Source organism: Streptomyces sp. NTH33 (assembly GCF_003236365.1).
GTDB lineage: Bacteria > Actinomycetota > Actinomycetes > Streptomycetales > Streptomycetaceae > Streptomyces.
In genome coordinates this window covers 1-6,503 of record NZ_POTZ01000395.1, presented here as the reverse complement: position 1 = coordinate 6,503, position 6,503 = coordinate 1, and the positions used below count along the sequence as shown (strand labels likewise).

At 73.6% G+C, this 6,503-nt stretch carries 4 protein-coding genes; 3 read left to right on the top strand and 1 reads right to left on the bottom strand.

The window, feature by feature from the left end:
* On the top strand, positions 1-1,006 hold a 1,006-nt coding region (locus C1I97_RS28420; protein ID WP_111005997.1), incomplete at its 5' end, for an L-serine ammonia-lyase.
* Between the two features lie 64 nt (positions 1,007-1,070).
* Positions 1,071-4,037, top strand: coding sequence for a formyltetrahydrofolate deformylase (purU, locus tag C1I97_RS28415; RefSeq protein ID WP_111005996.1), 2,967 nt, complete (start codon positions 1,071-1,073; stop codon positions 4,035-4,037).
* Here the strand turns inward: purU and C1I97_RS28410 are convergent.
* Entirely contained in the window at positions 4,034-5,140 is a 1,107-nt protein-coding gene (locus C1I97_RS28410) for a pyridoxal-phosphate dependent enzyme (protein ID WP_111005995.1), read from the bottom strand. The genes purU and C1I97_RS28410 overlap by 4 nt on opposite strands.
* Before the next feature lie 268 nt (positions 5,141-5,408).
* Here C1I97_RS28410 and C1I97_RS28405 point away from each other — a divergent pair, with 268 nt between their 5' ends.
* Complete coding sequence (locus C1I97_RS28405) at positions 5,409-6,161, top strand: GntR family transcriptional regulator (protein ID WP_111005994.1); 753 nt, start codon at positions 5,409-5,411, stop codon at positions 6,159-6,161.
* The last annotated feature ends 342 nt before the right edge of the window (positions 6,162-6,503 follow it).

The following is a 6,503-nucleotide window of genomic DNA, read 5'->3' as shown; positions in this document are numbered from 1 at the left end:
CCCCAACGGCATGACGTTCCGGGCCCTGGCGGCGGACGGGCGGGAACTGGCCGCCCGCACCTACTACTCCGTCGGCGGCGGCTTCGTCGTCGACGAGGAGGCCACCGGCGCCGACCGCGTCGTCGCGGACACCACGCCCGTGCGGTTCCCGTTCCGCTCGGGTGCCGAACTGCTCGAGATCTGCGCCCGCGAGAACCTGTCGATCAGCGAGGTGATGCTCGTCAACGAGCAGGCGTGGCGCCCCGAGGCCGAGGTGCGCGCCGGACTGCTCGACCTGTGGGCGGTCATGCGGGCGTGCGTGGACCGCGGGTGCCGGCGCGAGGGCGTGCTGCCGGGCGGACTGAAGGTGCGCCGGCGCGCGCCGGGGCTCCACCGCGAGCTGAGCGCCGCCGACCACGACAGCACGGACCCGCTGCGCGGCATGGACTGGGTGAACCTGTTCGCCCTCGCCGTGAACGAGGAGAACGCCTCGGGCGGCCGTATCGTCACCGCTCCCACCAACGGGGCGGCCGGGATCGTGCCCGCCGTACTCCACTACTACGCGCGCTTCGTGCCCGGCGCCGACGACGACGGTGTGGTCCGCTTCCTGCTGACCGCCGCCGCCATCGGCATCCTGTTCAAGGAGAACGCCTCCATCTCCGGCGCCGAGGTCGGCTGCCAGGGCGAGGTCGGGTCCGCGTGCGCCATGGCGGCGGGGGCGCTGTGCGAAGTGCTCGGCGGCAGCCCCGCCCAGGTGGAGAACGCGGCCGAGGTCGGCATCGAGCACAACCTGGGCCTCACCTGCGACCCGGTGGGCGGGCTGGTGCAGATCCCCTGCATCGAACGCAACGCCGTCGCGAGCGTCAAGGCCATCAACGCGGCACGGCTGGCCCTGGCCGGCGACGGCACCCACAAGGTCAGCCTCGACAAGGCGATCAAGACCATGCGGGACACCGGCCGCGACATGAAGGTCAAGTACAAGGAGACCGCCCGCGGCGGTCTCGCGGTCAACGTCATCGAGTGCTGACGCGAAGAACCGAGCAGAACCAAGCGGAACCAAGCGGAACCGAGCAGAAACGAGTGCTGTCCCCATGACCGACACCCCGGCCACCCCGGCTTCCCCGGTCGAGCACGTGCTCACCCTCGACTGCCCCGAGGCCCCCGGCATCGTGCACGAGGTCTCGCGGTCCCTGGTGGAACACGGCTGCGACATCGTCGACAACCAGCAGTTCGGCGACCGCCGCGGCGGCCACTTCTTCATGCGGATACGGTTCTCCGCCGGCGGCGAGGACACCGGCGACATCCTGCGCCGGGACTTCGCCGCCGTGGCGGCCCCCTTCGCCATGAACTGGCGCCTGGAGCCGGCCGGCACCCGGCGCCGTGTCCTGATCATGGTGTCCCGCTACGACCACTGCCTCAACGACCTGCTCTTCCGGGCCCGCAGCGGCGACCTGCCGGTCGACGTGGTCGCGGTGGTCTCCAACCACCGCGACCACGAGGCACTCGCCGACTGGTACGGCATCCCGTACTTCCACGTCCCGGTGACCGCCGCCACCAAGTCCGCCGCCGAGGAACGGCTGCTGGAGATCGTGGCGGAGCGCGAGGCCGAACTGGTCGTCCTCGCCCGCTACATGCAGGTCCTCTCCGACGACCTGTGCACCCGGCTCGCCGGCCGGGTCATCAACATCCACCACTCCTTCCTGCCGAGCTTCAAGGGCGCCAAGCCCTACCACCAGGCGTACGAACACGGCGTCAAGGTGGTCGGCGCGACCGCCCACTACGTCACCGCCGACCTCGACGAGGGCCCGATCATCGCCCAGGAGGTCATCGGCGTCGACCACACCCATACCCCCGAGGACCTGGTCGCCGTCGGCCGCGACGTGGAGCGGGCCGCCCGCGGGGTGCGGGAGGTGTGCGCGCAGGGTGCGCGGCTGCACGAGGCGGCGCGCGGTCTGCGCACGGACCACGCCGGTGCCGTCGCGGCCGTCCGCGCGGCCTACGACCCCCTGCGGGCCGAACTCGTCGCCCGCGAGCTGGAGCCCATCCCCGTGGCACGGCTCAGGGACGTCACCGAGGGGCGGCTGCGCCTCGGCGCCCTGGAGGCGGCGGGCTTCGGCTCGGTGCGCGCGGTGTACGAGGCGAGCCGGTACGAGCTGCGGCAGGTGCCCGGCGTCGGCGAGCAGACCGCCGACCGGGCGCTGGCCGCCGCCGGGCAGATCGCCCGGGCCGTCGCCGACACCGTCACCGTGCGCATCGACGTCGACCACCCCGACCCCCGCACCACCGCCCTGGTGATCGCCCTGCACCGGCTCGTCGAGGCCGGCCCGGAGCTGCGCCGCGCCCTGGACGCGGCCGAGCGGCTGGAGGCGCGGCTGGGCGAGCTGCTGCCCGCGGCCCGGCCCGCCGGCGGACGGCTCCGGCTGGCGCTGACCGGTCGCGCGCGCCGCGAGCGCGCCCTCGCCGCGGCCGCCGAACTCGGCGAACTGCTCACCGAGGCCGCCGGCACCGACGTACGCCTGCTGCTCGCCCAGGCCTCCACCGACCTGCTGCGCCCGGCCGTCCCCGACATCGAGGCCTGGGTCGGCTTCGAGCTGCGCCCCGCGGAGTACTACGGCCGGCTCGCCGAGGTCTCCGAGCAGCGCCCGGACACCGCGGCGAGCGAGGGCTTCGTGCCGTCGGAGGTCGCCGAGCGGGTCCGCGCCCAGCGGCTCGACGACACCCACCGCCGGGTCTCCCTGCGCGGCTACCAGGAGTTCGGCGCCCGCTTCGCGCTTACCCAGCGGCGGGTCGTCCTCGGCGACGAGATGGGCCTGGGCAAGACCGTCCAGGCCGTCGCGGCCCTGGCCCACCTCGCGGCCGAAGGCCACAGCCACTTCCTGGTGGTCTGCCCGGCCAGCGTGCTGATCAACTGGACCCGCGAGATCCGCGCCCGCAGCACCCTGCGCGCCCTGACCGTGCACGGCCCGGACCGGCAGGACGCCCACGCCGAGTGGCGCGAGCGCGGCGGCGTCGCCGTCACCACCTTCGACGTCCTGCACACCCTGCCCGCCCCGGACGGCACGCCGCCGGGCATGCTCGTCGTCGACGAGGCCCACTACGTCAAGAACCCGGACACCCGGAGATCCCGGTCGGTCGCCGCCTGGACCGGGCACTGCGAGCGGGTGCTGTTCCTGACGGGTACGCCGATGGAGAACCGCGTCGAGGAGTTCCGCGCCCTGCTGCGCCACCTCCGCCCGGACCTCGTCCCCACGGTCAGCGGCACCGACGCCGCCGCCGGCCCGCACGCCTTCCGCCGCTCCGTGGCACCCGCCTACCTGCGCCGCAACCAGGAGGACGTGCTCACCGAACTGCCCGCGCTCGTGCACACCGACGAGTGGGTGGAGCTCGACCCCGCCGACCGGGCCGCCTACCGCGAGGCGGTCGCCGAGGGGAACTTCATGGCGATGCGCCGGGCCGCGTACGCCGGTCCGGAGACGTCCGCGAAACTGCGACGGCTGCGGGAACTGGTCGCGGAGGCCGCCGCGAACGGGCTGAAGGTGGTGGTCTTCTCCTACTTCCGGGACGTGCTCGACACCGTCCGCACGGAGCTGGGCGAGGGGGTGCTCGGGCCCCTCTCCGGGAGCGTCCCGGCGGCCCGCCGGCAGCAGCTGGTCGACGACTTCACCCGCGCGTCCGGGCACGCCGTGCTGCTCTCCCAGATCGAGGCCGGCGGCGTCGGCCTCAACCTCCAGGCGGCCTCCGTGGTGATCCTGTGCGAGCCACAGGTCAAACCGACCGTGGAGCACCAGGCCGTGGCCCGCGTCCACCGCATGGGCCAGATACGCGCGGTCCAGGTCCACCGGCTCCTGGCCACCGACAGCGTCGACGACCGGCTGCTGCGCATCCTGGCGCGCAAGGAGCGCCTGTTCGACGCCTTCGCCCGGCGCAGCGACCTGGCCGACGCCACCCCGGACGCCGTCGACGTCTCCGACACGGGCCTGGCCCACCGCATCGTGGAGGAGGAACAGCAGCGCCTCACGGGGCTCGCCGAGCCGGAGTACGAGCCGGAGTACGGCTAAGGCCGGGCCAGCCCCGACTTCAGGCCCGCCCCGCACAGCGGCACCACCGCCGACTTGCCGCCGAGGGGCCGGTCCCGGACCGCCGCCCAGCAGACCGCGCTCGTCGACTCGACGTAGAGGCCGCGGGAGGCGAGATCCAGCTGGGCATGGCGGATCTGGTCCTCCGTCACGGTCAGGAAGGTGCCGCCCGAGTCGCGCACCGCGCGCAGGATCTGGCGGGCGCGGGGCGGGCGGAGGACGGCGATGCCCTCGGCGTACGTGGGGGCCGCGGTGGTCGTGCCCGTCAGGTCCTGCGCGCCCTGCTCCCAGGCGTGGGCGAGCGGGGCGACCGCCGCCGCCTGCACCGCCCACAGCGCCGGGCGCCGGTTCAGCAGACCGGCCCGATACAGCTCGGCGATCGCCAGCGCCGCGCCCAGGAGCAGGGTGCCGTTGCCCACCGGCAGGACCAGCACCTCCGGCAGGCGCCCGCCGAGGTCCTCCCACAGTTCGTGGACGTAGGTCTTGGTGCCGTGCAGGAAGTACGGGTTGTAGACGTGCGAGGCGTAGAAGGTGTCCGGCTCGTTCGCCGCCCGCCGCGCGGCCCGGCCCGCCGCCTCGCGGTCGCCGTCGACCACCGCCGGCCGGGCGCCGTGCGCCTCGGTCTGCTCCAGCTTCTTCGCCGACGTGCCCAGCGGGACGTACACCGTGCACGGCAGCCGCGCGCGGGCGCAGTACGCGGCGATCGCCGTGCCCGCGTTGCCGCTGCTGTCCGCGACCACCCGGCGCGGCCCGGAGCGCAGCCCGACCTCGGCCAGCAGCACCGCGCCCCGGTCCTTGAAGGACAGCGTCGGCATCAGGTAGTCCAGCTTCGCCGAGACCTCGTCCGTCAGCGTCACGAGCGGGGTGCGGCCCTCGCCGAGGGACACGGTGGGAGCCGGCAGCGGCAGCGTCTCGGCGTACCGCCACAGGGAGTTGACCCGTCCGGTGAGGGACTTCAGGGGCGCCGGGATGGGGGTGAAGTCGAGGTCCAGGGGGCCGTGGCAGGACGGGCAGCACCAGGCGAGGGAGTCACCGGGGACGCGGACGCCGTCCGCGGGGCAGTAACGATCCGGCAGAGGTGTCATGTCCGCAGGGTACGGGCGGCTGTTCACCGACGCTGCGTCATGGCCGCCGTACGACACGTCCGTCACCCCGCGCGAGGCTCTGGGGGAGGGCTGTTGGCCCGCCGGCCGGCGCAGAGGTGTGACGGCGGCCGGAGCGGGCAGAAAGTGCCTGGGTGCGGTGCTCGACCTGCAGAAGTCATCACATCGAGTGATTCTCTGGCCTTTGCTTGCAAGTACAACCCACGGTTGCCACGCTGTTGCTGTCTGTACAACCTGATGGGAGCGGCCAGTGACTTTCGGTGAGCAGCCGGCGTATCTGCGTGTCGCGGGTGACCTCCGCAAGAAGATCGTCGACGGTCTGCTGCCGCCGCACACCCGTCTGCCCTCCCAGGCCAGGATCCGCGAGGAGTACGGCGTCTCCGACACGGTCGCCCTCGAGGCCCGCAAGGTGCTGATGGCCGAGGGCCTGGTCGAGGGCCGCTCCGGCTCGGGGACGTACGTGCGCGAGCGGCCCGTGCCGCGCCGCATCGCCCGCTCCGGCTTCCGCCCGGCCGGCGGCGCGACCCCGTTCCGGCAGGAGCAGGCGGCCGCCGAGGCGCGCGGCACCTGGGAGTCGAGCAGCGTGCGGACCGAGGCGGGCGGCGCGATCGCCGAGCGGCTCGGCATCAAGCCCGGCGACCGCGTGATGCGCACCAAGTACGTGTTCCGGGACGCCGGCGAGGCGATGATGCTCTCCACCTCCTGGGAACCGCTCACCCTCACCGGCCGCACCCCCGTGATGCTCCCCGAGGAGGGCCCGCTCGGCGGCATGGGCGTCGTCGAGCGCATGCGCGCCATCGACGTCATCGTCGACAACGTCACCGAGGAGGTCGGCGCCCGCCCCGGCCTCGCCGAGGAACTGCTCGTCCTCGGCGGCGTCCCCGGCCATGTGGTGATGGTCGTCCGGCGCACCTTCTACGCCTCCGGCCGCCCCGTGGAGACGGCGGACGTCGTGATCCCCGCCGACCGCTACCGGGTGGCGTACCACCTGCCGGTGAAGTAGGCGCGGTGCCGATGCCGGTGCCGATGCCACCACCGGTACCGATGCCACCAGTGCGCTGATCCGCGCCGTGGTGCGTGCCCCCTGGGCGCCCCCCTCCGCGGGCCCGTCTTCCGCACCGCCCCGCGCGGGCGCCGTTTCCGGCCGTTTTCGCAGGTCGTCTCCGTGGCCGCGGTATGCCTCCGAGCGGACGTGCCGGGGCGCTCACAGGGCGCGTTCGCCTCCGTGCGCCCCAGAGGCACGATCCCCTCGCTGGCCGGTTGCCCACCTCTTGGTGAAAAGCCGTGTTCGCTGCGTGAAGGTTGGGCGTAGGCTCGGGCATATGCGTATTGCGGTTTCCTCAAC